Origin of the sequence: Rhodococcus koreensis (assembly GCF_017068375.1) — a bacterium.
GTDB lineage: Bacteria > Actinomycetota > Actinomycetes > Mycobacteriales > Mycobacteriaceae > Rhodococcus_F > Rhodococcus_F koreensis.
This window is the reverse complement of the sequence record NZ_CP070609.1, coordinates 3195005-3219245: the sequence shown is the minus strand read 5'-3', so window position 1 is coordinate 3219245 and position 24241 is coordinate 3195005. Positions and strand designations below refer to the sequence as shown.

The window sequence follows — 24241 nt, the reverse complement described above, 5'->3', positions numbered from 1 at the left end:
GAAGGAAGCAACGTGACAGAGACAGCAAAGTTCGTGATCGTCGGTGGAGGACTCGAGGGTCTCGCCATCGCGTGGTCGCTCGCGGACCGCGGCGAGACCGACGTCCTGGTCCTCGAGCGTGACACCTTGTGCTCGGGCATGACCGGCAAGTCGTCCGGTGTGGTCCGGTGCCACTACGGGACGCCGTCGCTGGCGGCGATGTCCTGGTACGGCGTCGACATCTTCACCCGGGCCACCGAGATCTTCGGCGACGACATGGCGTTCCGTCAGTGCGGGTACGTCGTCGGCGTCGGCGAGAACAACATCGACCCGCTGAAGGCGAACGTCGCGATGATGCAGGGCCTCGGCATCGACGTCGACTACATCGGCCACGACAAGATGGCCGAGCTGTGGCCGGGGCTGCACCTCGACGACTTCGCCGCCTTCGCCTACGAGCCCCTCGGCGGCCGCGGCGAGGCGTACATGGCCGGCATGGCGTTCGGCGCGTCCGCCCGCAAGCTGGGCGTCACGATCCGCCAGAGCACGCCGGTGGCGTCACTGCTGCAGAATGCCGACGGCCGCGTCTACGGCGTGACCCTGGGTAACGGCGACGAGGTGCACGCCGAGCACGTGATCCTCGCGACCGGCCCGTGGGCGCCCGAACTCGGTGCCGGAGTCGGCGTCGACATCCCGGTGAAAGCCCAACGCGCGCAACTCGTCCTGATCGACCAGGGAGTTCCGACGCCGGAGGTGCCGGTGCTGTCGGACCTTGCCGGACTGCAGTACATCTGCCGCGAACCCAACGGCGAACTGCTCGTCGGCAACAGCGACCACGCCGCGCCCGAGTACATCGACCCCGACAAGTACAGCAACCGCGCAGACGACAGCACGATCGAGAAGAACATCATGAAGCTCGGCAACCGGCTGCCGGACATGCCGGACCCGCGTATCACGTCCTCGTACGTCGGGGCGTACGACGTCACCCCCGACTACAATCCGATCATCGGGCCCGCGCCCGTCGACGGGCTGTTCCTGGCCACCGGGTTCTCCGGTCACGGTTTCAAGATCTCACCCGCGGTCGGGCGCCTCGTCGCCGACATGCTGCTCGACGACGGCAAGACCACCCTCCCGAACGTCGAGCCGTCCGACTTCCGCTACTCGCGCTTCGAGGAGGGCGACCTCCTCTTCAGCTTGCACCCCTACGAGGGTGCCGGCGAGATGCGCTGACCCACAGACCACCTCACCCGTAGACCACCAGTTCAGGAGCTCCCCATGGCTGTCGACACTGCTGACGCGTTCACCGCGCAGAACATCGTGACATCCCCACCGCAGACCTTGTCCGAGGTGGCCCGGGCCACCGGAACCACCTTCATTCTCGCCCTGTTCGTCACCCTGTCCGGGAAGCCGTGCGCCAAACTCGTCCCGATCGAGGCCGTCGAGCAACTTCAGGACGACGGCGTGGGCTTCGCCGGCTACGCGGCCGGGCACATGGGGCAGGAACCCAAGGATTCCGATCTCGTTGCCGTGCCCGATGTCTCGTCGTTCACGCCGATCCCGTTCGTGAAGCCCGGACTCGCGATCGTGCACTGCGACCCCCACGTGGAGGGCACGCCGTGGCCGTATGCGCCGCGGGTGATCCTGAAGGAGACCCTGAAGAAGGCGGCCGAACTCGGCCTGTCGGTCAACGTCGGGGCGGAGATCGAGTACTTTCTCGTCAACCGCACCGGCGACGGTCCCCTCACCACCGCGGACACCGACGACGTCAGCCGTCAGCCGTGTTACGACGCCCGCGACGTCACCCGGATGTACGACCATCTCACCGAGGTGTCGCAGGCCATGAACACGCTCGGGTGGGGCAACTACGCCAACGATCACGAGGACGGCAACGGGCAGTTCGAGCAGAACTTCGACTACGCCGACGCGATGACCACCTCGGACCGGGTGATCACCGCCCGGTACCTGTTGTCGGTGATCGCCGAGAAGCGAGGCATGAAGGCCACGTTCATGCCCAAACCGTTCTCCGACCGCACCGGGTCGGGCATGCACCTGCACCTGTCGCTGTGGAACGACGGCGGTTCGGTGTTCCCGGACGGTGACGACCCCAAGGGGCTCGGACTGTCGAAGACCGCGTACGCGTTCATCGCCGGCATTCTGGAGCATGCGTGCGCTCTGCAGGGCGTGATCGCCCCGACGGTCAACTCCTACAAGCGAACCGGCGCCACCTCGACGAGCAGCGGCGCCACCTGGTCGCCGCGGTACGCCACGTACGGTGGCAACGACCGCACCCACTACCTGCGGGTGCCGGACAAGAACCGGGTGGAACTGCGCGGCGGCGACGGCTCCGCCAACCCCTACCTCGCGGCCGCCACCGCGATCGCTGCCGGCCTGGACGGCATCGCCCGCGACCTCGACCCCGGCACCCCCGGATCCGGCGACAGCCCCAGCGACATGCTGCCGATGACGCTGCTGCACGCCATGGACGCACTGGAATCGGATCCGATCGTGACGGGCGCCCTCGACGTCGCGGGCCCCGGCGTCGCCGAGTACTTCGCGAAACTCAAGCGCGAGGAGTTCTTCGCCTGGCACAACACCGTTTCCCCCTGGGAACTCGACCACTACCTGACAGCGTTCTGACAGACCTCCCGAAAGGAGACATCCATGTGTGGAATCGTCGGACTTCACCTGCGTGAGCCGTCCCTCTACCCACAACTCGGCGCCCTGCTCACCGACATGCTCGCGCAGATGTGCGACCGCGGCCCCGATTCCGCCGGCATGGCCATCTACGGCGACCGGACCTGGTCGCCGGAAGGGGAGTCGACGGTCTCCCTGCTCGACTGCCCCATCCCCGCAGCGGATCTCGCCGCGACGCTGTCGTCCACCCTCGACACGACGATCACCGGACTCGACCTGGACCCGACCACGATCCTGCACGGGGTCGTCGGCGCGGAGGATCTCGCCGCGGCTGTGCGCAGCGTCGTCCCCACGGCACGGGTCATCGGCTTCGGCAACGATCTCACCGTCCTCAAGGGCGTCGGGAACCCCGTCGATCTGGCGAACCGGTTCGGGCTGCCCGCCGCCACCGGCTGGCAGGGCGTCGCCCATACCCGGATGGCCACCGAATCCGCCGTCACCGCCGAGGGTTCGCACCCGTTCTCCGTCGGCCCCGACGAGTGCCTGGTGCACAACGGGTCCTTCTCGAACCACATGAGCATCAAGCACCAGCTCGAGCGCGACGGTGTCGTGTTCGACAGCGCCAACGACACCGAGGTCGGGGCGCGGTTCGTCGCCAAGCAACTCGCCGAGGGCGTCGATCTGGAGAAGGCGCTCCTGATGCTGAACGAGACGTTCGACGGCTTCTACACCCTCCTCGTCTCGACCGCCGACTCGTTCGCCGTGGTCCGCGACGCCATCTCCTGCAAGCCCGCCGTCATCGCCGAGACCGACCAGTGGGTCGCGATGGCCTCCGAATACCGCGCCCTGGCGAACCTGCCCGGCGTCGAGAACGCCCGAATCTTCGAGCCCGAACCGGAAGAGGTGTACGTATGGCACCGGTAGCCACCACCGAAGCAACTGTCCTGGACCTCGCGTCGTCGAGCACCCGGGCCGTCAACGAGCGGCTCACCTCGCCCGAGGCGCCGAGGACGGTCACCGTCACCGGCCCCCAGGGTGCGCACGCTCTCGCCTGCGGCCTCGACTCGGACATCGACGTCACGATCGAGGGCCACGTCGGCTACTACTGCGCCGGCATGAACCAGCAGGCCACCGTGACCGTGACCGGCAACGCCGGCGTCGGGGTCGCCGAGAACATGATGTCGGGGACGGTGCACGTCAAGGGCGACGCGTCGCAGTCCGCCGGCGCCACCGCCCACGGTGGGCTGCTCGTGATCGACGGCAATGCCGCCGCCCGCTGCGGCATCTCGATGAAGGGCGTCGACATCGTCGTCGGCGGCAACATCGGGCACATGTCCGCGTTCATGGGTCAGGCCGGACGTCTCGTCGTCCTCGGCGACGCCGGCGAGGCCCTCGGCGACTCGCTGTACGAGGCCCGGATCTATGTGCGCGGCACCGTCGCCTCCCTCGGCGCCGACTGCATCAAGAAGGAGATGCGCGAAGAGCACCTGACGGAACTGCGGGATCTGCTGGATCAGGCCGGTTTCGACGCCGACCCGTCCGAGTTCACCCGCTACGGCTCCGCCCGCAAGCTCTACAACTTCCACGTCGACAACGCCAGCGCGTACTAGGAGACCCGTCATGAACACCCCGAACCCGGCCCTGCGCGAATCGGCGACCTTCGACCGCGGCGTCATCTCCGAGATCCAGCGGGCCGCCGAGACCGGCATCTACGACATCCGCGGCTGGGGCGCCAAGCGCAGGCTGCCCCACTTCGACGACCTCCTGTTCCTCGGGGCGTCGATGTCGCGGTACCCGCTCGAGGGGTACCGCGAAAAGTGCGACACGGACGTCGTGCTGGGTGACCGCAACGCGAAGTTCCCGCTGCACCTCGACATCCCGATCACCATCGCCGGCATGAGCTTCGGTGCGCTGTCCGGGCAGGCGAAGGAAGCCCTCGGCCGCGGCGCCAGTGAGGTCGGCACGTCCACCACCACCGGTGACGGCGGCATGACCCCGGAGGAGCGGGGACAGTCGAAGAACCTCGTCTACCAGTACCTGCCGTCGCGGTACGGGATGAACCCTGACGACCTGCGCAAGGCGGACGCCATCGAGATCGTCCTCGGTCAGGGCGCCAAGCCGGGTGGCGGCGGAATGCTGCTGGGGCAGAAGATCACCGAACGCGTCGCCGGGATGCGCACCCTCCCCATGGGTGTCGACCAGCGGTCGGCATGCAGGCACCCCGACTGGACCGGTCCCGACGACCTCGCCATCAAGATCATCGAACTGCGCGAGATCACCAACTGGGAGAAGCCGATCTACATCAAGGTCGGTGCCACCCGCACCTACTACGACGTGAAGCTCGCCGTGAAGGCCGGCGCCGACGTCGTCGTCGTCGACGGCATGCAGGGCGGCACCGCCGCCACCCAGGACGTGTTCATCGAGCACGTCGGCATCCCCACCCTCGCCGCGATCCCGCAGGCCGTCCAGGCGCTGCAGGAACTCGGGGTGCACCGCAAGGTCCAGCTCATCGTGTCGGGCGGCATCCGCAGCGGCGCGGACGTCGCGAAGGCCATGGCCCTCGGTGCGGACGCCGTCGCGATCGGCACCGCCGCCCTGATCACGTTGGGAGACAACAGTCCCCGCTACGCGAAGCAGTACGAGGAACTCGGCTCCGCCGCCGGGTTCTACGACGACTTCCAGGCCGGGAAGGACCCCGCCGGGATCACCACCCAGGACCCGGAACTGTCGAAGAACCTCGACCCCGTCGAGGGCGGACGGCGGCTCGCCAACTACCTGCGGGTCCTCACCATGGAAGCGCAGACCCTGGCCCGCGCCTGCGGCAAGTCGCACCTGCGCAACCTCGAACCGGAGGACCTCGTCGCCCTCACCGTCGAGGCGTCCGCCATGGCCCGCGTGCCCCTCGCCGGAACCACCTGGATTCCGGGAGCCCTGTAGGCGGCTCCGCCACCCGTGCGCCTTTTTGGTAGCTGGAACAACCAGAAAGGCGCACGGGCGCGAAGCGCCTATTCCTACGAGTAGAGGACCCAATACATGACTTCGTTCGATTCGCTGTGGGCGACCATTCTCGATGTCGGTCAGCACAAGTCGACGCGCGGGTACCGCCGCTTCGCGTGGAACGACTCCGACATGACGCTGCGCGAATGGTTCGGCGACTGCGCCCGGCAGCGGGGGATGAGCGTCGAGGAAGACCGCAACGGCAACCTGTGGGCCTGGTGGATGCCGGAGGGATGGGACGGCGATCCACGCGACAGTTTCGTCACCGGATCGCACCTCGACTCCGTGCCTGACGGCGGCGCCTACGACGGACCCCTCGGGGTCGTGTCGGCGTTCGCGGCGATCGACCTGGTGCGAGAACGGGGCATCGTTCCGACGCGTCCGGTGGCGGTCACGGCGTTCTCCGACGAGGAGGGTGCGCGATTCGGTGTCGCCTGCGTCGGCTCGCAACTGTCCACCGGGGCGGTGACACCCGCCCGTGCACTGGCTCTGCGAGACAACGACGGCATCAGCCTCGGCGAGGCACTGATCTCCGCCGGCCGCGACCCACACCAACTCGGCGAGGACCCCGACCTCGTCGACCGCGTCGGCGTGTACGTGGAACTGCACGTCGAGCAGGGGCGCGCTCTGGACCTGATCGACAGCCCCATCGCCGTGGCCTCGTCGATCTGGCCGCACGGCCGGTGGCAGTTCGTGTTCTCCGGGGAGGCCAACCACGCAGGCGCCACCCGGCTCGTCGACCGCCGCGACCCGATGCTCGCGTTCGCGTCCTCGGTCCACACCGCACGGTCCGCCGCGGCGCTGCACGAGGCGGTCGCCACGTTCGGCAAGGTGCGGGTACTTCCCAACGGTGCCAATGCCATTCCGTCGGAGGTGCGGGCGTGGCTCGACGCCCGGGCCGCCGACGAGGAGACGCTGACGAAACTGGTGCAGCAGATCACCGCCGAGGCGCAGGCCTACGCGGCCGCCGACGGCATCGGTCTCGAGGTCGACGCCGAATCGGTGACACCGATCGTCGACTTCCCGCACGACATCCGGGAGCGACTGCGCCGGTCCCTCGCTCACCTAGGCGACATCCCCGTCCTCCCGACCGCGGCCGGCCACGACGCGGGGATCCTGTCGGCGAAGGTACCCACCGCGATGATGTTCGTCCGCAACCCGACCGGTGTGTCCCACTCGCCCGACGAGTTCGCCGAAGCCGACGACTGCAACCGTGGCGCGGAGGCGCTGGCGGACGTGATGGCCGACTGGGTGACCGCCACCTGACCCCCATGTGAGTGGCAAAGCGTGCCGGGGCACTCTTTGCCACTCACGTGCGGCGCGCCCCTCGGGTCAGGGACGTGCCGCACGTGCAGCACCAGTAGGCGATTCGGAACGCTATCCGACCACGGCGGCCGGGCTGCGCCGCGGCACCCTTCCTTTGTCGGCGGTGAGCGTGGCGGGGTTTGCCACCTCTCGCATCATCCTGCTCGCTATCTGACAGGTGCGGGATTCGAGCCGGTCAGCAGCAGGTGGCCGGCGTCGACGGGGATGGTCACGCCTGTCACCGACGCGGCGAGGTCGGAGTTCAGGTAGAGCGCAGTATCCGCGATGACCTGCGGCGGCATGAACGTCGTGCCCTTGAGGGCGTGGAAGTGATAGCCGCCCTCGATCATGTCGGCCTCGGTCCCGCCCTCGTGGCCGGCGAACATGTCCCAGGCGCCCTGGTGGTCGGTCATCGGTGTCTTGATCGCTCCCGGGTTGATCGAGTTGCACCGGATCCCGTACGGCGCCAGCTCGAGCGCAATGTTCTTCATCAATCCGATCACGCCGTGCTTGGCCGTGACGTAGTGCGCGTAGTTCATGCCCGGCTCCAGTCCGTTGACCGAGGACGTGATGACGATGGACCCGCTTCGGCGCTCGATCATGTGTGGTGCCACGGCCTTCGCGGACTTCCACACGCCGGTCAGGTTGACGCCCATCATCTCTTCCCAGTCGTCTTCGCTGAGCTCCCAGAACGGTGCCTGTGTCCAGATACCCGCATTGGCGATCAGGATGTCGATCTTTCCGAACGTCGAGATGGTCTGGGTGACTGCGTCGTCGAGTGAAGCCTGCGACCGCACGTCAACCTCGAACGACAGCGCCCGGCGCCCGAGGGCCTCGACCTGCGCAACCGTCTCGGCGAGGTCGGATCCGTCCGCCATCTTGTACGGCACGGTGCCCATCTGGGCGGCGATGTCGATGACCACGACGTCCGCGCCCTCGCGCGCCGAGGTTACAGCGTGCGCGCGCCCCTGGCCGCGTGCTCCACCGGTGATGAATGCGACCTTCCCGTCCAGCATTCCCATGATTACCTCCTGATTGATGGAACGATTTCGCTGCTGTCAGAGTTGTCCGCCGGCGTCGACGGTGTGCGTGGTGCCGGTGATGTACCGGCCGGCGTCACCGACCAGGTACAGCACCGCATTCGAAATGTCGATCGACTCCAGTGCGGGGACGGGAAGCGCGTTGAGCGTGAGCGCAGCTTCCTCGAAGTCGGCACGCGTGGGGTGTCCGAGATCCGGTCGGAAGAGCTGGTAGGTGGGCTCGTTGAGGATCATGTCCGTCGCCACCGTGGTGGGATGAATGGTGTTGACCCGGATGCTCTGCGGGGCGAGTTCCTGCGCGAGCACGCGCATGAACCCGATCAGGCCCGCCTTGGCGGCCGAGTAGTGCGCGGTGTTCGCGTTGGCTTTGAGGGCCGCGAGGGAACTGGTGATCACTACCGAGCCACCGCGTCCTCCGGCGATGATGTGGGGTACCGCGGCAACACAGGTCTTCCAGACGCCGGTGAGATTGACGTCGATCATCGTCGACCACGTCTGTTCGGACATTTCCAGCGTGGGCGCGGGTACCGAGATTCCGGCGTTGGCGAGCACGATGTCGAGTCGGCCGAGTTGAGCGACCCCGTCGTCGACGGCTGAAGTGAGCGCGGCGAGGTCCCGGACGTCGACTTCGGCGGTCACGATCCGGCGGCCGAGGGCCTTGACCTGGCGCGCGGTCTCGGCGAGATCGTCCGGGGTGGCCGTCGCATACGGCACGGTCTCCACCGGGCGGCAGACGTCCACCGCGATGATGTCCGCGCCTTCCCGGGCGAGGAGCAATGCGTGACTGCGTCCCTGGCCGCGTGCGGCGCCTGTGATGAATGCGACCTGATTCTCGAGTTGTCCCATGACAGTTGACCTTCCGGCACATGCGGCGCCGATTCGAGCGGCATCGCGTCGTATCGAGCAGGTTATGTCATGCGGTGACAAAACATCGCGAATTGGGTGATTCGGTTGGGAAGTCGTCCGCCGGGCACTCGGCCTTTGAGATCATCGACGCGTGACCAGGATCGGCGACCGAACCCCCGCACCCTCCGACCGCGGTGGGCGTCCCGCGGCGACCAGTGCGCACGAGCTGGCAGCGGTGGCGCAGCGGCTGTTCCTCACCCATGGGTTCGAGCAGACGAGCGTCGACGACATCGCCGCGGAGGTCGGCATCAGCCGCCGCACCTTCTTCCGCTACTTCCCGTCCAAGGCCGATGTCCTCTGGGTCGAGTCGGACGCCGAACTGGCCAGGCTGTGCGAACAACTCTCGGCCGGTCTGCCGGCCGAGCCGTACCGGACGGTCGTCGCACGCGCGGTGATCGGGGCCCTGCACGTTCCCGAAGACCAGCACGAGTGGGCGCGGCACCGGGCTCAGTTGGTGCTCAGCGTCCCGGCGGTGCAGGTGCACGCCGCGGCCCGGCACGCCGCGTGGCGTGCTGCGGCCACCGAGTTCGCCAGCGTCCGATCGGGGGAGCCGGCGACCGCACTGTTCCCGACAGCGGTCGGGTACGCGGTGGTGGCGGCGGTTCACACCGCGCACGAGTTCTGGCTCACCAACCCTGGTGTTGACCTCGACGAGGCCCTCGCCCGGTCGCTCGATCTCCTGCTGCCACCGGAACCCGCCACCCGGTGAGGTCGCCGCGCTCGACGACACGGCGCGCCACCGTGACCCCCATGTGAGTGGCAAAGCGTGTTCGGGCACTCTTTTCCACTCACGTACGGGAGGGGCGCCATTCCTCCAGCTGTTCGACGGCGGTGTTCGCGACCGCGACGGCCTCGTCGCGGTCGACCCGCGACAGCAGGAGGGCGCTGACGGACAGGGACGTCAGGAGCCGGGCTCGGTGCTGCAGGGTGGCGGCCGGGGCGTCGGGGTCGTGGGCGCGGAGTGCGTGGGTGAGCGCCCCGGACAGTTCACGCTGGTAGCTCTCGACGACGGACCGTTGCGTGTCGTCGTGTGCGGCGAAACCGGCGGCACTGTTGAGCAGCAGGCAGCCGCGACCGGGGGTTTCGTCGGGGAGGGAGGCGAGGGCGCCGGCGAGGCTGCGGTAGTAGCGCGAGGCGGCGTCGGGGCGGGTGGGCTCGTCGGTCAGGATGCGGAGCCGAGGGCGCACCACCCGGTCCAGGTAGTCGTGCACTGCGGCGTCGTAGAGTCCGCGTTTGCTGGTGAAGGCGTTGTAGAGGCTCGACCGATTCAAACCGGTGACGCGCTCGAGGTCGGGTATCGACGTGGCTTCGAAGCCCTTGTCCCAGAACAGGTCGCGGGCGCGGCCGACCACCTCGGCCGTGTCGAAGTCCTGCGTGCGCGGCATGACGATCCTCACTCGTGGTTGTGAAACGGCCATTTCAGTATATATTGAAATGGTCAGTTCAGAACGAGGAGGGATTTCGTATGGTCGCCGCGGGTCTTGTTCTTGCCGCACTCGCCAGTGCGCTGCACGTGTACATCTTCGTGCTCGAATCCATCCTCTGGACCGCTCCGCGCACCCGCGCGACGTTCGGGACCGGCGTCGAAGAGGCCGCCGCCACCCGGGAGCTTGCCTTCAACCAGGGCTTCTACAACCTCTTCCTCGCGATCGTGACGGCAGTCGGAATCGTCGCCGTCGCCATCGGCGCCACCGCGGTCGGATCGGCCCTCGTGTTCGCCGGCGCGGGCTCCATGCTGCTCGCGGCGCTCGTACTCCTGCTGTCGTCGCCCGACAAGGCTCGCGCGGCGATCACCCAGGGGACGCTGCCGCTGCTCGCCGTCGTCCTCCTCGCGCTCGGACTGGCGCTGTGACCTCAGAAGTATCGAAAGGAACACCATGCCGTCGAGCACCCAGATTCAACTGATCAACCGGCCGGTGGGCTGGCCCACCCAGGACGACTTCCGCACCGCCTCCGTCGAGTTGCCCGCACTCGGGCCCGAGCAGGTGCGCGTGCACAACGAGTTCGTCTCGGTCGACCCCTACATGCGCGGCCGGATGAACGATGTGAAGTCGTACATCCCGCCGTTCGTGCTGGGCGAGACGATGACCGGCGGGGCCGTCGGTCGCGTCGTCGAATCCACCGCCGCCACCCATCCGGGCGGCTCGGTGGTCGTCCACGACCTCGGGTGGCGCGACGTCGCGCAGGGTGACGCCTCGGCGTTCCGCGTGGTCGAAGAGATTCCGGGAGTGCCGATCTCGGCCTACCTCGGGATTCTCGGACTGACCGGGCTCACCGCCTACGTCGGCCTCGTGCACATCGCCCACCTGAAGGCCGGCGACGCCGTGTTCATCTCCGGAGCCGCGGGAGCGGTCGGGACCGCCGCCGGACAGATCGCGCGACTCGAGGGCGCGTCCCGGGTCATCGGATCCGCCGGGTCCGCGGAGAAGGTCGCGCTGCTGACCGACCGGTACGGATACGACGCCGCCTTCGACTACAAGCAGGCGCCGGTGCGCGAGCAGCTTCGCGGACTCGCGGGCGACGGCATCGACGTCTACTTCGACAATGTCGGCGGCGATCACCTCGAGGCCGCCCTCGACGTCATGCGCCCCGGCGGGCGGGCCGCACTGTGCGGCGCGATCGCGGCATACAACGCCACCGAGCGCACTCCCGGCCCCGACAACATGGTGAACATCATCAGCCGCGGTCTCACCCTCGAGGGCTTCACGCTCGGCAACTACACCCACGTGTTCCCCGAGTTCGCCGCCAAGATGGGACCGTGGCTCGCGTCCGGCGACGTGGTGCACGACGAGACCGTCGTCGACGGCATCGAGAACTCGGTCGACGCGTTCTTGCAGCTCATGCGCGGCGCGAACGTCGGGAAGATGCTGGTGAAGGTGTAGCCACCCGTGCGCGGCTAAGGAGTCCAGAGACTCGTTAACCGCGCACAGGCGCGTCAGCGCCTCACGGAGGAGTACCGCTCGCGGACGTCGGGTGCCGGGTCGGCCTCGAAGCGCCGGGTGGACGTCTGGCTCCACTGCGGCGGCTCCGGGGTCCCGGCGAGGGTCCAGGCCGCTTGACGGCACGCGCCGATCGCGACGTATTCCGCCGGCTGCGGCACGAGGACCGGCGCCCCGAAGATGGCGGGCGCGAGTTCACACAGTGCCTGTGAGCGGGCACCGCCGCCGATCAAGAGGATCCGACGCACGGTGACGCCCTGGGCGATCAGGTGGTCGATGCCTTCCGCCAGACCGCACAGCAGCCCCTCGACGGCCGCGCGAGCGAGGTGGGCGGGCGTCGAATTCGCCAGCCGCAGACCGTGAACGGAGCCGGTGGCGTCGGGACGGTTGGGGGTGCGTTCGCCCTCGAAGTACGGCACCATCACCAGGCCGCCGCTGCCGGACGGCGCCGACAGCGCCAGCCGCGACAGCTCGTCGTGATCGACTCCCAGTAGCGAGGCGGTCGCGTCGAGGACCCGGGCGGCGTTCAGCGTGCACACGAGCGGCAGCTGGCGTCCGGTGGCGTCGGCGAAGCCGGCGACGAAACCGCCCGGATCGTTCGCCGGTGTCACGGACACCGCGGACACGACGCCCGACGTTCCCACGGAGACGACGACGTCGCCCTCCTGGGCGTCGAGGGCGAGTGCTGCGGCGGCGTTGTCCCCGGTGCCCGGTCCGACGGCGGCACCCCAGCGGGTCTCACCGATCCGCTCGGCGGGCCCGGCGACACGCGGCACGGCGGCCGTGCGCCCCCGCAGCGCCAGCGACAGCAGGTCGGTCCGGTAGGAATCCGTTGCGGCGGAGAAGTATCCGGTGCCGCTGGCGTCGCCGCGGTCGGTGGCCAGGGTGCCGAGGTCGGATCGGCCGGTGAGCTGCCAGGCGAGCCAGTCGTGGGGCAGGCACACCGCGGACGTCCGGTCGGCGTTCGCCGGTTCGGAATCGGCGAGCCAGCGCAGTTTGCTGACGGTGATCGCGGCGAGGGGCACCACACCCACCGCATCCGCCCACGCGTCCGGACCGCCGAGGTCCTCCACCAGTTGCGTGGCGGCGCCGGCGGAGCGAGTGTCGTTCCACAGCAACGCCGGACGCACGACCGCGCCCGCGTCGTCGAGACAGACCATGCCGTGCTGTTGCGCGCCGACCGACACTGCGGCGACATCGTCCAGGCCACCCGCCGCGGCGATGGCGTCGTCGAGGGCCGACGCCCACTCGCGAGGGTCGACCTCGGTGCCGTCCGGATGCGACGCCCTGCCCTCACGGACGAACTCACCGGTGTCGGCGTCGCAGACCATCACCTTGCACGACTGGGTGGACGAGTCGATGCCCGCGACGAGTGTCATTGCCGCACACCCGCCGCGCGGTCCAGTGTCTCGCGGGTAGGGAGGTCCGCCCCGGCGCGCGCGACCGTGAGGCCCGACATCAGTACGGCGTTGTCGAGCACGTTCCGCAGTTCGTCCGGTTCGATCGCGTGGAGGGCGGCGCGGCTCTCCGCGCCGAGGAAGCCGTGCGACCAGAATCCGTCGAGGAGTCCGGCCATGAACGCGTCGCCCGCTCCGACGGTGTCGACCACCTCGACGTGGCGGGCCGCGACCTCGACGAGTCCGGCCGCGCAGACCGCGAAGGCGCCCTCGGCGCCCTTCGTCACCGCGACCATCGCCGGACCGCGCGACAGCCACGCGCGGGCGATGTCGACGGGGTCCCGATCGGGGTCGTACCAGCGGAGGTCCTCGTCGCTGACCTTGACGATGTCGGAGATCGACACGAGGTGCTCGATTCGCTCCCGGGCGCGCGTTTTGTCGGTGATCAACACCGGTCGCACGTTGGGGTCGTAGCTGATCGTCGCGGCGGCGCGCCGGCGTTCGAGCATGTTTGCCACCACATCGCAGCCGGGTTCCATCACGGCGGCAATGGAACCGGTGTGGACGAGCGACGGGGCGGATGCCCCGCTGGGGGAGGGGAGGTCCCACTCGATGTCGAACTCGTAGGTGGCGGATCCGGCAGTGTCGAGGGTGGCGTGGGCCGTCGCGGTTCGCTGCGCGGTGACGCTGCCGGGCGCGACGCTCACCCCCGACTGCTCGAGGTGCCGGATGATCGACCGGCCCCGTGTGTCGTCGCCGATCCGGGTGACGAATTCGACCGGACGACCGAGCCTGCCGAGGCCGACCGCGACGTTGAGCGGGCTACCGCCGACGTATTCGGTGGTGGCGCCGTCGCTCGCCGTGACGATGTCGATGAGGGCTTCACCGATGACCAGACTCATGACTGCACCTTCTCACGCAGAGCCTCGAGTGTCTTCCGTGCGCCGACGCCGTGCAGTGAGTCCAGCGCCCAGAGGTAGGCGGTGACGAAGCGCGGGTTGTCGGCCAGATCGCCGAAGACGGATCGGTTCTCGATGAAGGCCGTGGGGTTCTCGTGCTGGCTGCGCGCGATCGGGACGAGGGAGTCCTTCAACTGGTCGACGACGTCGATGGGTTGTCCGTCCTCGTCGACTCCTTCGGCGTAGCGGGCCCAGCTCGCCACGATCGCGGCCGACAGTCGAATGTGCCGGTCGGCCACCAGGTTCTCGCGGATCACCGGCAGCAGCCACTTCGGGATGCGGTCGGACGATTCGGCACACAGGCGAGCGACGGTGTCGCGGATCTCGGGATTGGAGAAGCGTTCGATGAGCGTGCGCTTGTAGTCGTCGAGGTCGACGCCGGGGACCGGCGCCAGGGTGGGTGTGGCCTCGTCGTCCATGTATGCGAGCAGGAAGTCGGCGAACAGCGGATCCTGTGCGACGTCGTGCACCAGTCGGTACCCGGCCAGGTATCCGAAATAGCAGAGGCCCTGGTGGCTGGCGTTGAGCAGGCGCAGTTTCATCAGTTCGTACGGTTCGACGTCGTCGACCACCTGTACACCGACGTCCTCGAATGCCGGGCGTCCGAGCGGGAACGCGTCCTCGAGCACCCATGACGTGAACGGCTCGGCTGCGACGGGCCACCGGTCGTCGACGCCGAAGCGCGACGACAGCGCCTCCGTCACCTCGGGGGTGGTGACGGGTGTGATGCGGTCGACCATGGAGTTGGGGAACGACGTCTCGGCGCGCATCCACTCGGCGAGGTCCGGGTCCTTCAACTCCGCGTACGCCAGGAACATCCGGCGCGCCACGTCGCCGTTGCCCTGAATGTTGTCGCAGGACATGATGGTCGGTGACGGCAACCCGCGCGCGCGGCGCCGGGACAGGGCCTCGACGACGAGTCCGAACGTGGTCCGCGGGACGGCCCCGTCGGTGAGATCGTGCACGACGTCGGGGTTCTCGGCGTCGAACTTGCCCGTGTCGTGGGTGAAGTTGTAGCCGCCCTCCGTGATCGTCAGCGAGACGATCCGGGTGGTCTCCGCGGCGATCTTCTCGATGACCGCCTCGGGGTCGTCGAGGGCGAGAAGATAGTCGACGATGGACCCGATGACGCTCACGTCCCAGGTGCCGTCCGGGTGTCGCAGCGCCAGCGTGTACAGGCCGTCCTGGGCGTCGAGGGCGTCCTTCATGCGCCGGTCACCGGGCAGCACCCCGACTCCGCAGATGCCCCAGTCGCGCGCCTGACCGCGCCGCAACAGGCGGTCGACGTACATCGCCTGGTGTGCCCGGTGGAATCCGCCGACACCGAAATGCACTATGCCCACGGTGATGTCGCCTCGGTCGTAGTTCGGCACCTGCACGGTGTCGTCGAACTGCTGCAGTGCCTGCGCGCTCAGTTGCATCGGTCTCTCCTCATTCCTGGACGCGTACGACGGCCTTGAGGCTGCCCGGCGTCCGGTCTGCGTTCAGTGCTTGTTCCGCCTCGGCGAGCGGGAATCTTCCGGTGACCATCGAATCGAGGTCGACGCGCCCGGACCGCGCCAGCGCGATCGCCGTCGGCCAGGTGTTGGCGTAACGAAACACCCCGGTCAGAACCAACTCTCGGTTCTGGATGGTCTGGACGGGCAGCGTCATCTCGGGGGCGCCCATGCCCACCAGGACAACGGTTCCCGCAGGCCGGACCGCCTGGATGCCGGCCAGTACCGCGCTCGGGGCGCCCGACGCGTCGACGAACGAGTCCACGTGAAGTCCCGCGACGTCCTGCTCGCGCGGGTCGAGCACTGCGGTGGCACCGAATTTCGCTGCGACGTCGCGCCGCCGGGGGTCGAGGTCGGAGACGACCACCTCGGTGGCACCGAACGCGAGGACCGTCTGCACCAGTGCGATTCCGATCGGCCCCGCACCTGCGATCAGAACCCGCGAACCCGCCGTCACGCCGGCCTTGCGGGTGGTGGCGATGGCCACCGACAACGGCTCGCACAGTGCGGCCGCGTCCTCGGACATCTCGTCGGGAATCGGATGCGCGAACGCCGAGCCGATGGTCACGTACTCGGCCAGCGCCCCGTCGATCGGCGGGGTGGCATAGAACTGCATGTGCGGGCACAGGTTGTAGAGACCGCGCCGGGATTCGTCGGTGTCCGGGTCGGGGCGCTGCGGTTCGATGGAGACTCGCTGCCCGATGCGCTCCGCCGAGACGCCGGCCCCGACACCCACCACGGTGCCCGACGCCTCGTGTCCCAGCACGATCGGCTGATCGACCACGAACTCGCCGATGCGGCCCTCGCGGTAGTAGTGGGCGTCCGATCCGCAGACGCCGACCGAGGCCACGCGGATCAGGACGTCACCGGGGCCTGGAGTGGGCACGGACCGTTCCCGGATTTCGATCGCGCCCGGCTCGACGAGCACGCTGGCACGCATCGTCCTGGGGATATCCGATGGGAGTGTTGTGTGGGTCACACTTCGATGCTAGCGTATTGAGCAGATGAACGCATAGTGATCATTTGCTCACGGCTTCTCGAGGCTCCGAAGACACACTCGACGGGCTCGGGATCATGGCGAGGAGAACCAGTGACGTCCCCCAACTCGACGGCCCCGACGCCGTCTCCCATCGCGGCACCACCGCCGTCCACGACGGAGGATCTGCGCCTCGCGTTGCGCGCCGCAACGTTGTACTACCTCGACGGAATGACCCAGGCCGAGGTCGCCACGCGACTCGGTGTCTCCCGCCCGACCGCGGGCCGGCTGGTGGCGCGAGCCCGTGCCCAGGGCCTGGTGCGCATCGAGGTGCAGGCACCCGCGCATCTGCGGGATGCACTGCGCTCGGACGAGGAGCGCGCGCTCGAGGAGAAGTACGGCCTCGTCGAGGCGGTGGTGGTCGCCGACTCCGTCGACGCCGCCGGTGCGATCGACGACCACAACAGCTTCGCCGGTGTCGGGCGCGCCGCCGCATCCCTCCTCGTCCGCCGGATCCGGGAAGGCGACACCCTCGGATTCACTTGGGGGCCCGAAACGGTCGCCGTCGCGCAGGGGCTGCCGTCCGGTGCGGCCACGTGCGCATCCGTCGTCCAGCTCGACGGCTCGGTGAGTGCGATCAACTATCAGACCGGAACGGAGTACGTCCTGGGTAGATGCGCAGAGCAGCTGCAGGCCAACACCGTTCGGCTTCCCGTTCCCCTGTACGCGGACGCATCGACCGTGGTATCCATGCGGGGCGACTCCGTCATCTCCAAGGCGCTCGAGGCGGGCCGGACTGCGGAGATGATGATGTTCGGCACGGGCGCCGTCTCCACGTCGACAACGTTGTTCGAGGGCAGCTTCATCGACACGGACATGCTGTCCGTGCTCACCGGCCTCGGCGCGGTCGGTGAAGTCGGTGGACGCTTCTACCGGCTCGACGGAACCGAGGTCTCCGGACCACTGGACGAACGGGCCATGTCCGTTCCTCTCGACGACATCCGCGCGTGCGAGGGATCGATCCTCGTCACCGGTGGCGTCGCCAAACACCAAGCGGCACTGGGTGCCCTCCACGGCGGACTGGCCAAGATGCTGGTTTGCGACATCGAATGCGCGCGTTGGCTGCTCGATCAGTAGCACCACGCAAGAGAGGTGAAGATCGGTGAAGAAACACAGGAAACCGGCGACGATGCTGGTAGCGGGGGCAGGAGCACTCTGCCTCACGCTCAGCGGATGCGCGGGCGCCGGATCGCTGGGCGCATCGGACCAGACCATCACCATCGCGATGGTCTCCAACTCGCAGATGCAAGATGCGCAGAAGCTCGCCTCGCAGTTCGAGGAAGAAAACCCCGACATCGACCTGAAGTTCGTCACGCTGTCGGAGAACCAGGCGCGCGCGAAGATCACGGCATCCACCGCAACCGGTGGCGGCGAGTTCGACGTCGTGATGATCAGCAACTACGAGACCCCGCAGTGGGCGCAGTACGGCTGGCTGAAGAACCTGTCGGAGTACGCCCAGGCGACGGAGGGCTACGACGAGGCCGACTTCATCCCCACCCTGCGCGAGTCGCTGTCCTACGACGGGAGCATGTACTCGGTGCCGTTCTACGGCGAGTCCTCGTTCCTGATGTACCGCAAGGACTTGTTCGAGCAGGCCGGAATCACCCTGTCGGAGAAGCCGACCTGGACCGAGGTGGCCGCGGCGGCGAAGCAACTCGACTCCGAGGACATGGCCGGCATCTGCCTGCGCGGCAAGCCCGGCTGGGGTGAACTGCTCGCACCCCTCGACACCGTCATCAACACGTTCGGTGGCCGCTGGTTCGACGAGGACTGGAACGCTCAGCTGACCAGCCCCGAGGTGGAACGCGCGGTCCAGTTCTACGTCGACCTGGTGCGCGAGTACGGCGAGCCCGGCGCCGCGACGAGCGGTTTCGGCGAGTGCGCCACGCAGCTCGCTCAGGGTCAGGTGGCGATGTGGTACGACTCGACGTCCGCCGTCTCCACGCTCGAGGATCCGTCCTCGAGCGCCGTCGTCGGCAAGATCGGGTATGCACCCGCGCCCATCGAGGTGAAGGACAACTCCGGCTGGCTGTACAGCTGGGCGCTCGGAATCCCCGAGAGCAGCGAGAACCCCGATGCGGCCTGGAAGTTCATTTCGTGGATGACCGACAAGCAATACATACGCACGGTCGGTGAGGATCTCGGCTGGGAGCGGGTGCCTCCGGGCAGCAGACTCTCGACCTACGAGATTCCCGAGTACAAGGAGGCCTCGGCGGCGTACGGACCGCTGACGCTCGAGGCGATCGAGAACGCGACCCCGGAAGCTCCCACCGTGCAACCGGTTCCGTACACGGGCGTGCAGTTCCTGGCGATCCCCGAGTTCCAGGATCTCGGAACCCGCGTCAGCCAGCAGATCAGCGCGGCGATCGCCGGCCAGCAGACCGTGCCCGAGGCACTCGCCCAGGCACAGCAGTACGCCGAGGTCGTCGGCGCGACCTATCGGGAGGAAAGATGACCACCATCGCCGAGAAACCCACCGCGGACGGCACCGCCGACCGGGTGCGGGAACTGCGGGAGGCCAAGGACGACAGCGTCTCCCGGGCCGAGGGCTGGCGTCGCCGGGGGCCATTGCTGCCCGCCCTGATCTTCATGATCGTGGTGACGCAGATTCCGTTCCTGTTCACGCTGTACTACTCGACGCAGTCCTGGAACCTGGTGCGGCCCGGTTCCCGCGAGTTCGTCGGGCTGCAGAACTACGTGGACGTGTTCAAGGACAGCCAGTTCCGTGAGGTCGCGGTCAACACCGTGATCCTGATCGTCGGGACCGTGCTGATCTCGGTGGTGCTGGGTCTGCTCCTCGCGCTGCTGCTGGACCGAGCGTTCCTGGGCCGTGGCATCGTGCGTACTCTGCTCATCACGCCGTTCCTGGTGACACCCGTCGCCGGCGCGCTGCTGTGGAAGACGACGATGTTCGACCCGGTGTTCGGCATCGTCAACTTCGTGCTCTCCCCGTTCGGGGTGGGGCAGGTCGACTGGGTCAGCAAGTTCCCGCTGGCCTCGGTGATGGTCAGCCTGGTGTGGCAGTGGACGCCGTTCATGATGCTGCTGATCCTGGCCGGACTGCAGTCGATGCCGCGCGACATCCTCGAGGCGGCCCGGGTGGACGGCGCCAAGCCGTTCGCGATGTTCCGCGAACTGACGCTCCCGCATCTGCGCCGGTTCATCGAACTCGGTGCCGTCCTGGGTGCGATCTACCTGATCAACACGTTCGACGCCATCTACATGATGACCCAGGGCGGGCCGGGCACCGCCAGTGCCAACCTGCCCTTCTACATCTATCAGCGCGCATTCCTCGGTTTCGACATCGGGCAGGCCGCCGCGATGGGCGTCATCGTGGTGATCGCGACCATCGTCGTCGCGACCCTGGCGTTGCGCCTGATTTTCAAGAGCTTTACCGGTAACGAGGAGGCAGCGTAATGAGTACCGACACTGCGGCGGCGCCGGTGGAGTCCACTTCCACCGCTCCGGAGACCAAGCGGGCGCGCAAGCACCGCAAGTTCAGCCCGTGGAGTGTGGTGGCGTGGATCGTGGCGCTCGGCTTCTTCTTCCCGGTGGCGTGGATGGTGCTCACCGCGTTCAAGCAGGAGGGCGACGCCTACACGACCCCGCCGAAACTGTTCTTCACCCCCACCCTGGACCAGTTCAAGGCGGTCCTCGACAGCGGCATCGGCACCGCACTGCTGAATTCGGCGTTCGCGACCGCCATATCGACGATCCTCGTGCTGGTGCTCGGGGTGCCGGCGGCGTTCGCGCTGTCGCTGCGGCCGGTCCGCAAGACGAAGGACGCCCTGTTCTTCTTCATCAGCACGAAGATGCTCCCGATCGTCGCCGCGATCATCCCGCTGTACGTGATCGTCAACGACATCGGACTGCTCGACAACATCTGGGCGCTGATCATCCTGTACACGGCGATGAACGTACCCATCGCGGTGTGGATGATGCGTTCGTTCTTCCTCGAGGTTCCGGGCGAACTGCTCGAGGCCGCCAGCATGGACGGCGCGAGCCTGTGGACGTCCGTGCGTGAGGTGATCCTCCCGCTCGTGTCCCCCGGTATCGCGGCGACCGCGCTGATCTGCGTGATCTTCTCGTGGAACGAATTCTTCTTCGCCGTCAACCTCACTGCCGTTCAGGCGCAGACCATTCCGGTGTTCCTCGTCGGATTCATCACCGGTGAGGGCCTGTACTGGGCCCGGCTGTCGGCGGCGGCGACGCTGGCGGCGCTCCCGGTCATCCTGGCTGGTTGGGTCGCGCAGAACAAACTGGTTCGCGGCCTGTCCTTCGGCGCGATCAAATGATCACCCCGGCAACCACTTCCCCCACCGTTAGTACCCACCTGAGGAGCAATCATGGCTGACATCGCGTACAAGGGCGCCTCCTGCCTCTACGAGAACGCCGACACGCTGGCGGTCGATTCGCTCGACCTCGACATCGAAGACGGCGAGTTCATCGTCCTCGTCGGCCCGTCGGGTTCCGGCAAGAGCACGGCGTTGCGGATGCTCGCCGGCCTCGAGGACATCGACGAGGGCACCATCGAGATCGGCGGCAAGGACATGGTGGGGGTGCCGTCGAAGGATCGCGACATCGCGATGGTGTTCCAGAACTACGCCCTCTACCCCAACAAGACGGTGGGCGAGAACATGGGATTCGCGCTGAAGATGCGCGGGGTCGGTGTGGAGGAACGGAAGAAGAAGGTGGCCGATGCCGCCAAATTGCTCGACCTCACCGACTATCTCGACCGTAAACCCGGCAAGCTGTCCGGAGGTCAGCGTCAGCGGGTGGCGATGGGCCGCGCGATCGTGCGTGAGCCGCAGGTGTTCTGCATGGACGAGCCGCTGTCGAACCTCGACGCCAAGCTGCGCGTCCAGACCCGCACCCAGATCGCGGCGCTGCAGCGCCGGCTCGGCACCACCACCGTGTACGTCACCCACGACCAGGTCGAGGCCATGACCATGGGTGACCGGGTAGCCGTCCTCAAGAACGGCAAGCTGCAACAGTTCTCGGCTCCCACCGAGCTGTACGATCGCCCGAAGAACGCCTTCGTCGCCGGTTTCATCGGTTCGCCTGCAATGAATCTGATGACCATGCCCATCGTCAGCGACGGCGTGCGCCTCGGGAACTCGACGCTCCCGCTCGAACGCGAGCAGCTGTCGACGCTGCACGCGGCCGGCCTGGAGACCGTGACGGTCGGCGTGCGGCCCGAGCAGCTCGAACTGTCGACCGGGGAGGGCGGCATCGAGGTGATCGTCGACCTCGTCGAGGAGCTCGGGAGCGAATCGTACGTCCACACCCACATCGCCGGGGACGGCACCCAACTCGTCGCCCGGTCGTTGACCCGCACCCCCGCCCGGCTCGCCGACACCGTCTCACTGCGCAAGCGAGACGGAGCGGTGCACCTGTTCCACCCGGAGACGGGGGATCGGATCGGGGACTGACGTCGGGTTCCGGATTCGCCGTGCGGGCAGGGAAGTAAGACTCCCGCGCCCGCACGGCGATGCGCGCTTCGACCTCGAGGGCTACGACTCGCATCTCGACGCACACCTCGGCACAGGCAAAGATGTAATGACCTCGTGTGAGGAGGACACATGCAGAACATGCGAAGTTCGCGGCGTCGTCGGCGTGCCCGACCCCCGCGGAAGCGCCCATGCCGACTCCGAGCCGGGCCGGAACCCCCCAGCGGGGATGCAGTACGTCTCCGACACCACAGGTCGACACTGGTCTTCGAATGCGTAAAGAGGAACCTGCCCTCGTCCGGTAGCGACACCAGGGCAGAACCCTGGCATCACCGGCGTACGAACATCCGTAGGAGGAGTTGTGTTTGTCCCGTTCAGTGTCAACGATTTTCTCGACCGCGCGGAGACCGTGTACGGGGACAGGATCGGTGTGGTCGACGAACCTGACCAACCCGCCCCGTCCCAGGGGTCGCTGACCTACGCCGAGATCGCCGACCTGGCCCGCCGCCAAACCGCCAAGCTCGATGAACTCGGCATCGGCGCCGGTGAGCGGGTCGCGATCGTCAGCCACAACTCCAGCCGGTTGATGACCTCGTTCTTCGGGGTCAGCGGTTCGGGCCGGGTGCTGGTCCCGGCCAACTTCCGGCTGCGCCCCGACGAGGTCCGGTACATCGTCGAGGACTCCGGTGCCCGCGTCCTCTACGTCGATCCCGAACTCGAGGACGCGCTCGCGGAGGTCGACTGCGAGCACAAGTTCGTCCTGGGCTCGGACACCGACCTCTACGCCGCTCCCGGGGCGGTGCCGCAGCCGTGGGAGCCGGACGAGTCGGCCATCGCCACCCTCAACTACACCTCCGGGACCACCGCCCGCCCGAAGGGTGTGGAGATCACCCACCGCAACATCTGGGTCAACGCGGTCACGTTCGGGCTGCACGCCGGGATCGGTGACCGGGACGTGTACCTGCACACGCTGCCGATGTTCCATTGCAACGGCTGGGGTCAACCGTTCGCGCTGACCGGCGTCGGCGCCCGGCACATCGTCCTGCGCAAGGTCGACGGCGCCGAGATCCTGAGGCGGGTCCGCGACCACGGGGTCACGGTGCTCTGTGGGGCGCCGGCGGTCGCGTCCGCGGTCCTCGAGGCCGCACAGACCTGGGAGGGCGAGATTCCCGGCCGGGACCGGGTGCGGATCATCATGGCCGCTGCGCCGCCGCCCACGACGACCGTCGTGCGGGTCGAGGAGGAACTCGGTTGGGAGTTCATCCAGATCTACGGTCTCACCGAAACCTCCCCGCTGCTGACCGTCAACCGCACCCGCGCTGAATGGGACGACCTCGACCCCGAGGACCGCGCGGCGAAACTGATCCGGGCCGGCGCCCCGGCGCTCGGTGTCCGGCTGCAGATCGAGGAGGGCGAGGAAGGCGCGGGGGAGGTGCTGGCCCGCTCCAACGTCGTGATGGAGGGCTACTGGAACAAACCGGAGGAGACCGAGAAGGCGCTGGCCGGTGGCTGGTTCCACACCGGCGACGGTGGCGTCGTCGGCGACGATGGATATCTGACCATCGCCGACCGGAAGAAGGACGTGATCATCACCGGCGGTGAGAACGTGTCTTCGATCGAGGTCGAGGACTGCCTGTTTTCCCACCCGGCCGTGTCCGAGGTGGCCGTGATCGCGGTGCCGAGCGAGAAGTGGGGAGAGACGATCAAGGCCCTGGTGGTCCTGACCCCCGGCACACCGTCCGACAGCGGCACGGAGGCGGAGTTGATCGGCTGGTGCAAGCAGCATCTGGCCGGGTACAAGGCACCGACCTCGGTGGAGTTCCGCAGTGAGCTGGCCCGCACCGCCACCGGCAAGCTGCAGAAGTTCAAACTGCGCTCCCCGTATTGGGACGGACACGCACGTCAGGTCAACTGACATCGAGTTTTCAGTGTGGAACGTACCGGCCGTGCAGGTCGATACGTCTCAATTCCTGGGTGGAGGCGCCGCTGCGGTGGCGGACGATGGATGTCATCGAGGGCGGAGTTCTCCTGCCCCGCGCCACCGAGGGCACATCAGACCCCAGCCGGCCCCACGTCAGGCCGGCCAGTGGGCCAGCACGCGCTGCT

At 67.8% G+C, this 24241-nt stretch carries 23 protein-coding genes; 16 read left to right on the top strand and 7 right to left on the bottom strand.

Annotated elements, in window-relative coordinates; genetic code table 11:
• Nucleotides 1–12: 12 nt before the first annotated feature.
• The 6 genes from JWS14_RS14855 to JWS14_RS14830 all read left to right on the top strand — a co-directional run bounded on the left by JWS14_RS14855 (nucleotide 13) and on the right by JWS14_RS14830 (nucleotide 6873).
• The gene (locus tag JWS14_RS14855) at nucleotides 13–1206 is read left to right on the top strand and encodes an NAD(P)/FAD-dependent oxidoreductase (protein WP_095862091.1); all 1194 of its coding nucleotides are present in this window, start codon (nucleotides 13–15) and stop codon (nucleotides 1204–1206) included.
• Nucleotides 1207–1251: 45 nt separating this feature from the next.
• Nucleotides 1252–2613: a type III glutamate--ammonia ligase gene (gene glnT, locus JWS14_RS14850; protein ID WP_072937023.1), complete on the top strand. Its 1362-nt coding sequence runs from the start codon at nucleotides 1252–1254 to the stop codon at nucleotides 2611–2613.
• A gap of 24 nt (nucleotides 2614–2637) precedes the next feature.
• Nucleotides 2638–3534, top strand: a complete 897-nt coding sequence (locus JWS14_RS14845) for a class II glutamine amidotransferase (RefSeq protein ID WP_206013620.1) — start codon at nucleotides 2638–2640, stop codon at nucleotides 3532–3534.
• Nucleotides 3522–4220, top strand: coding sequence for a GltB/FmdC/FwdC-like GXGXG domain-containing protein (locus tag JWS14_RS14840; protein ID WP_072937025.1), 699 nt, complete (start codon nucleotides 3522–3524; stop codon nucleotides 4218–4220). Before JWS14_RS14845 ends, JWS14_RS14840 begins: the two co-directional genes overlap by 13 nt.
• Nucleotides 4221–4230: 10 nt before the next feature.
• A complete protein-coding gene (locus JWS14_RS14835) occupies nucleotides 4231–5547 on the top strand; it encodes an FMN-binding glutamate synthase family protein (protein WP_206013619.1) in 1317 nt (438 codons plus the stop codon).
• Between the two features lie 96 nt (nucleotides 5548–5643).
• Nucleotides 5644–6873, top strand: a complete 1230-nt coding sequence (locus JWS14_RS14830; protein WP_072937027.1) for an allantoate amidohydrolase — start codon at nucleotides 5644–5646, stop codon at nucleotides 6871–6873.
• Nucleotides 6874–7079: 206 nt separating this feature from the next.
• Here the strand turns inward: JWS14_RS14830 and JWS14_RS14825 are convergent, their stop codons facing one another.
• Complete coding sequence (locus tag JWS14_RS14825; protein ID WP_095862095.1) at nucleotides 7080–7934, bottom strand: mycofactocin-coupled SDR family oxidoreductase; 855 nt, start codon at nucleotides 7932–7934, stop codon at nucleotides 7080–7082.
• Between the two features lie 36 nt (nucleotides 7935–7970).
• Nucleotides 7971–8798 (bottom strand): mycofactocin-coupled SDR family oxidoreductase, encoded by an 828-nt coding sequence (locus JWS14_RS14820; protein WP_072937029.1) that lies wholly within the window; start codon nucleotides 8796–8798, stop codon nucleotides 7971–7973.
• A gap of 151 nt (nucleotides 8799–8949) precedes the next feature.
• Between JWS14_RS14820 and JWS14_RS14815 the strand changes: the two genes are divergently transcribed.
• Complete coding sequence (locus JWS14_RS14815; protein ID WP_072937030.1) at nucleotides 8950–9567, top strand: acyl-CoA-like ligand-binding transcription factor; 618 nt, start codon at nucleotides 8950–8952, stop codon at nucleotides 9565–9567.
• A gap of 79 nt (nucleotides 9568–9646) precedes the next feature.
• On the opposite strand, the gene JWS14_RS14810 is transcribed toward JWS14_RS14815, so the two are convergent.
• Nucleotides 9647–10243: a TetR/AcrR family transcriptional regulator gene (locus JWS14_RS14810; RefSeq protein WP_072937031.1), complete on the bottom strand. Its 597-nt coding sequence runs from the start codon at nucleotides 10241–10243 to the stop codon at nucleotides 9647–9649.
• Nucleotides 10244–10323: 80 nt separating this feature from the next.
• Here JWS14_RS14810 and JWS14_RS14805 point away from each other — a divergent pair, with 80 nt between their 5' ends.
• Together JWS14_RS14805 and JWS14_RS14800 are read left to right on the top strand one after the other, a co-directional pair.
• A complete protein-coding gene (locus JWS14_RS14805) occupies nucleotides 10324–10710 on the top strand; it encodes a DUF1304 domain-containing protein (protein ID WP_206013618.1) in 387 nt (128 codons plus the stop codon).
• Nucleotides 10711–10735: 25 nt separating this feature from the next.
• Nucleotides 10736–11740, top strand: a complete 1005-nt coding sequence (locus JWS14_RS14800; protein ID WP_206013617.1) for an NADP-dependent oxidoreductase — start codon at nucleotides 10736–10738, stop codon at nucleotides 11738–11740.
• 53 nt (nucleotides 11741–11793) lie between these two features.
• Here the strand turns inward: JWS14_RS14800 and xylB are convergent, their stop codons facing one another.
• From xylB to JWS14_RS14780, 4 genes are read right to left on the bottom strand one after another with little or no spacing between them, the layout of a single operon-like run.
• Nucleotides 11794–13176: a xylulokinase gene (xylB, locus tag JWS14_RS14795; protein ID WP_206013616.1), complete on the bottom strand. Its 1383-nt coding sequence runs from the start codon at nucleotides 13174–13176 to the stop codon at nucleotides 11794–11796.
• The gene (locus JWS14_RS14790) at nucleotides 13173–14096 is read right to left on the bottom strand and encodes a carbohydrate kinase family protein (protein ID WP_072937035.1); all 924 of its coding nucleotides are present in this window, start codon (nucleotides 14094–14096) and stop codon (nucleotides 13173–13175) included. The genes xylB and JWS14_RS14790 overlap by 4 nt, the downstream gene beginning before the upstream one ends.
• Nucleotides 14093–15574, bottom strand: coding sequence for a mannitol dehydrogenase family protein (locus JWS14_RS14785; RefSeq protein WP_206013615.1), 1482 nt, complete (start codon nucleotides 15572–15574; stop codon nucleotides 14093–14095). The genes JWS14_RS14790 and JWS14_RS14785 overlap by 4 nt, the downstream gene beginning before the upstream one ends.
• Nucleotides 15575–15584: 10 nt before the next feature.
• On the bottom strand, nucleotides 15585–16589 hold the full coding sequence (locus JWS14_RS14780; protein WP_206013614.1) for an NAD(P)-dependent alcohol dehydrogenase: 1005 nt from the start codon (nucleotides 16587–16589) through the stop codon (nucleotides 15585–15587).
• Between the two features lie 150 nt (nucleotides 16590–16739).
• On the opposite strand from JWS14_RS14780, the gene JWS14_RS14775 reads away from it, so the two are divergent.
• The 7 genes from JWS14_RS14775 (at nucleotide 16740) to JWS14_RS14750 (ending at nucleotide 24050) form a co-directional block, all read left to right on the top strand.
• On the top strand, nucleotides 16740–17762 hold the full coding sequence (locus JWS14_RS14775) for a sugar-binding transcriptional regulator (RefSeq protein ID WP_072937038.1): 1023 nt from the start codon (nucleotides 16740–16742) through the stop codon (nucleotides 17760–17762).
• Nucleotides 17763–17814: 52 nt separating this feature from the next.
• Nucleotides 17815–19140, top strand: a complete 1326-nt coding sequence (locus JWS14_RS14770) for an ABC transporter substrate-binding protein (RefSeq protein WP_072937039.1) — start codon at nucleotides 17815–17817, stop codon at nucleotides 19138–19140.
• The gene (locus JWS14_RS14765) at nucleotides 19137–20102 is read left to right on the top strand and encodes a carbohydrate ABC transporter permease (protein ID WP_072937040.1); all 966 of its coding nucleotides are present in this window, start codon (nucleotides 19137–19139) and stop codon (nucleotides 20100–20102) included. The genes JWS14_RS14770 and JWS14_RS14765 overlap by 4 nt, the downstream gene beginning before the upstream one ends.
• The gene (locus JWS14_RS14760) at nucleotides 20102–20980 is read left to right on the top strand and encodes a carbohydrate ABC transporter permease (RefSeq protein WP_072937041.1); all 879 of its coding nucleotides are present in this window, start codon (nucleotides 20102–20104) and stop codon (nucleotides 20978–20980) included. The genes JWS14_RS14765 and JWS14_RS14760 overlap by 1 nt, the downstream gene beginning before the upstream one ends.
• A gap of 51 nt (nucleotides 20981–21031) precedes the next feature.
• Nucleotides 21032–22117: an ABC transporter ATP-binding protein gene (locus tag JWS14_RS14755; RefSeq protein WP_072937042.1), complete on the top strand. Its 1086-nt coding sequence runs from the start codon at nucleotides 21032–21034 to the stop codon at nucleotides 22115–22117.
• On the top strand, nucleotides 22101–22415 hold the full coding sequence (locus JWS14_RS51735; RefSeq protein WP_420855136.1) for a 2Fe-2S iron-sulfur cluster binding domain-containing protein: 315 nt from the start codon (nucleotides 22101–22103) through the stop codon (nucleotides 22413–22415). The genes JWS14_RS14755 and JWS14_RS51735 overlap by 17 nt, the downstream gene beginning before the upstream one ends.
• Before the next feature lie 81 nt (nucleotides 22416–22496).
• On the top strand, nucleotides 22497–24050 hold the full coding sequence (locus JWS14_RS14750; protein WP_095862101.1) for an AMP-binding protein: 1554 nt from the start codon (nucleotides 22497–22499) through the stop codon (nucleotides 24048–24050).
• Nucleotides 24051–24241 lie beyond the last annotated feature (191 nt).

Excerpts from the sequence above, each read along its gene's own strand:
- glnT (WP_072937023.1), top strand. The coding sequence starts at position 1,252 with ATGGCTGTCGACACTGCTGACGCGTTCACCGCGCAGAACATCGTGACA.
- JWS14_RS14845 (WP_206013620.1), top strand. The coding sequence starts at position 2,638 with ATGTGTGGAATCGTCGGACTTCACCTGCGTGAGCCGTCCCTCTACCCA.
- JWS14_RS14840 (WP_072937025.1), top strand. The coding sequence starts at position 3,522 with ATGGCACCGGTAGCCACCACCGAAGCAACTGTCCTGGACCTCGCGTCG.
- JWS14_RS14835 (WP_206013619.1), top strand. The coding sequence starts at position 4,231 with ATGAACACCCCGAACCCGGCCCTGCGCGAATCGGCGACCTTCGACCGC.
- JWS14_RS14830 (WP_072937027.1), top strand. The coding sequence starts at position 5,644 with ATGACTTCGTTCGATTCGCTGTGGGCGACCATTCTCGATGTCGGTCAG.
- JWS14_RS14825 (WP_095862095.1), bottom strand. The coding sequence starts at position 7,934 with ATGGGAATGCTGGACGGGAAGGTCGCATTCATCACCGGTGGAGCACGC.
- JWS14_RS14820 (WP_072937029.1), bottom strand. The coding sequence starts at position 8,798 with ATGGGACAACTCGAGAATCAGGTCGCATTCATCACAGGCGCCGCACGC.
- JWS14_RS14810 (WP_072937031.1), bottom strand. The coding sequence starts at position 10,243 with ATGCCGCGCACGCAGGACTTCGACACGGCCGAGGTGGTCGGCCGCGCC.
- JWS14_RS14805 (WP_206013618.1), top strand. The coding sequence starts at position 10,324 with ATGGTCGCCGCGGGTCTTGTTCTTGCCGCACTCGCCAGTGCGCTGCAC.
- JWS14_RS14800 (WP_206013617.1), top strand. The coding sequence starts at position 10,736 with ATGCCGTCGAGCACCCAGATTCAACTGATCAACCGGCCGGTGGGCTGG.
- xylB (WP_206013616.1), bottom strand. The coding sequence starts at position 13,176 with ATGACACTCGTCGCGGGCATCGACTCGTCCACCCAGTCGTGCAAGGTG.
- JWS14_RS14790 (WP_072937035.1), bottom strand. The coding sequence starts at position 14,096 with ATGAGTCTGGTCATCGGTGAAGCCCTCATCGACATCGTCACGGCGAGC.
- JWS14_RS14785 (WP_206013615.1), bottom strand. The coding sequence starts at position 15,574 with ATGCAACTGAGCGCGCAGGCACTGCAGCAGTTCGACGACACCGTGCAG.
- JWS14_RS14780 (WP_206013614.1), bottom strand. The coding sequence starts at position 16,589 with ATGCGTGCCAGCGTGCTCGTCGAGCCGGGCGCGATCGAAATCCGGGAA.
- JWS14_RS14770 (WP_072937039.1), top strand. The coding sequence starts at position 17,815 with ATGCTGGTAGCGGGGGCAGGAGCACTCTGCCTCACGCTCAGCGGATGC.
- JWS14_RS14765 (WP_072937040.1), top strand. The coding sequence starts at position 19,137 with ATGACCACCATCGCCGAGAAACCCACCGCGGACGGCACCGCCGACCGG.
- JWS14_RS14760 (WP_072937041.1), top strand. The coding sequence starts at position 20,102 with ATGAGTACCGACACTGCGGCGGCGCCGGTGGAGTCCACTTCCACCGCT.
- JWS14_RS14755 (WP_072937042.1), top strand. The coding sequence starts at position 21,032 with ATGGCTGACATCGCGTACAAGGGCGCCTCCTGCCTCTACGAGAACGCC.